This is a genomic window from Aquirufa esocilacus (assembly GCF_042715595.1).
Lineage (GTDB): Bacteria > Bacteroidota > Bacteroidia > Cytophagales > Spirosomataceae > Aquirufa > Aquirufa esocilacus.
The window spans coordinates 1-2,500 of the sequence record NZ_JBBKXX010000004.1 but is presented as its reverse complement, the minus strand read 5'-3'; the positions used below and the strand labels follow the sequence as shown (position 1 = coordinate 2,500).

The 2,500-nt window shown below is 46.6% G+C and carries 2 tRNA genes and 2 rRNA genes (1 of these 4 cut by a window edge); all 4 read right to left on the bottom strand.

Annotation, left to right across the window (positions count from 1 at the left end):
• A 23S ribosomal RNA gene (locus SKC37_RS11630) occupies positions 1-1,800 on the bottom strand (it extends 1,033 nt beyond the left edge of the window).
• Between the two features lie 254 nt (positions 1,801-2,054).
• Positions 2,055-2,131, bottom strand: a tRNA-Ala gene (locus SKC37_RS11625).
• Positions 2,132-2,197: 66 nt separating this feature from the next.
• Positions 2,198-2,271, bottom strand: a tRNA-Ile gene (locus SKC37_RS11620).
• Between the two features lie 127 nt (positions 2,272-2,398).
• Positions 2,399-2,500, bottom strand: a 16S ribosomal RNA gene (locus tag SKC37_RS11615); the annotation flags it as partial.

The window sequence follows — 2,500 nt, the reverse complement described above, 5'->3', positions numbered from 1 at the left end:
GCACCGGGCAGGTGTCAGGCCTTATACGTCATCTTTCGATTTAGCAAAGCCATGTGTTTTTGTTAAACAGTCGCCTGGGCCATTTCTCTGCGGCCACGATTGCTCGTGGCTCCCTTTATCCCGAAGTTACAGGGTTAATTTGCCGAGTTCCTTAGCCGTGATTCACTCGAGCGCCTTAGAATATTCTTCTCGACCACCTGTGTCGGTTTACGGTACGGGTTACTTATAAGTTATACACGCCTAGACTTTTCTTGGAAGTTTACTCACTACACTCGTTTTGGCATTGCTGCCGCCTCTCAAAGACACTATTCCGTCAGTATCTGGTAACCTGTAATCTCCGTCATCTATTTGCCCTATAAGTAAGTACAGGAATATTAACCTGTTGTGCATTAGGTTGTCGCCTTCGCTAGACCCTTAGCCCCCGACTAACCCTCAGTTGATTAGCATAGCTGAGGAAACCTTAGTCTTTCGGCGTGAGGGTTTCTCGCCCTCATTATCGTTACTCATGCCTACATTTGCTTTTCTGAACGCTCCAGCAAAGCTCGTCGCTTCACCTTCACCGCAGATCAGAATGCTCCCCTACCAGTATATAAATATAATCCAAAGCTTCGGTACTTTACTTGATGCCCGTTTATTATCGATGCCCGCCTCGCTCGACCAGTGAGCTGTTACGCACTCTTTAAATGAATAGCTGCTTCCAAGCTAACATCCTGGCTGTCACTGCAATCAGACTTCCTTAGTTCAACTTAGTAAAGATTTTGGGACCTTAGCTGTTGGTCTGGGTTCTTTCCCTCTCGGATTGGGACCTTAGCACCCCAACCCTCACTCCCGGGTATATTTTAAGCCATTCAGAGTTCGTCAGGATTTGGTAGGATTTGACTCCCCCTAGTCCTATCGGTAGCTTTACCTGCTTAAAACTTAACCCCGAGGCTGTTCCTAAAAACATTTCGGGGAGTACGAGCTATTTCTCAGTTTGATTGGCCTTTCACCCCTACCCACAAGTCATCCAAATACTTTTCAACGTAAACTGGTTCGGTCCTCCACTCCGTGTTATCGGAGCTTCAACCTGCTCATGGGTAGATCACAAAGTTTCGCGTCTACTCCCACTGACTAAGCGCCCTATTCAGACTCGCTTTCGCTCCGGCTGCTCACGTCAACGTGATTAACCTCGCCAGTGAAAGTAACTCGTAGGCTCATTATGCAAAAGGCACGCCGTCACCCCACGAAAGGGCTCCGACCGCTTGTAAGCGTATGGTTTCAGGGTCTTTTCACCCCCTTACTCAGGGTACTTTTCACCTTTCCTTCACAGTACTCGTTCACTATCGGTCTCTTGGTAGTATTTAGCCTTACCGGATGGTGCCGGCAGATTCAAAGGGGATTTCTCCAGTCCCCCCCTACTCAGGATACCACTACAATTACATAAACTTACCAATACAGGGCTCTCACCTTCTATGGCCTGCTTTCCCAAACAGTTCTCGTTGATTTATATAATCGATGACGTGGTCCTACAACCCCAGTCTTGCCGCAACAACACTGGTTTGGGCTAATCCGCGTTCGCTCGCCACTACTTACGGAATCACTTTTGTTTTCTCTTCCTCTGCTTACTTAGATGTTTCAGTTCAGCAGGTTCGCCTCCTATATTAAATAGGATAATAGATCTTCAATCTACTGGGTTGCCCCATTCGGAAATCTTCGGATCGAAGGTCTTGTGCACCTCCCCGAAGCTTATCGCAGCTTAACACGTCCTTCATCGCCTCCAAGAGCCTAGGCATCCCCCATACGCCCTTAATTCACTTACTCTTTTAAAATATCTTCATCCCTAAGGATTCAAATTTCTAATTTGCTCTTACTCTTTACTTTATTCTCACAATATGTCAAAGAACCTTGTGTGAAATTCAATAAACTTGCGCTCATCTCATTCACATCGTTCCCAAATCCGTTACTCACATTCGAGTAGGGGAGGGTGGTGTTAGTCCGTAGTCTATAGTCCGAAGTCGATAGGTTACTAAACTCTTTCAATCTGTCGATCAAGCTCGTTTGCTTAATCTTTACTCTGGTGGAGAATAACGGATTCGAACCGTTGACCCCCTGCGTGCAAGGCAGGTGCTCTAGCCAGCTGAGCTAATCCCCCAGGGATTGTTGCTTAATTGCTTTGGCCTTGTCTCACTTTGCTTTCGGCTTGCAAGCCTTTTTCTTGTGGGCCTGCGTGGACTCGAACCACGGACCTCTACATTATCAGTGTAGCGCTCTAACCACCTGAGCTACAAGCCCGCTTAATCCTTACTTAAATCTTTTTGAAAATCATTCTCTTTCGAATGAGTTTCCTTTAAGCGTGTGATAAAAACAAAGAAGATGAATAAACACTAACGTGTCTACCCGAAAATAATAGCTTCTCCAGAAAGGAGGTGTTCCAGCCACACCTTCCGGTACGGCTACCTTGTTACGACTTAGCCCCAATTACCTGTTCTACCCTAACTGGCGGTTTAACGGCCAGCTTCAG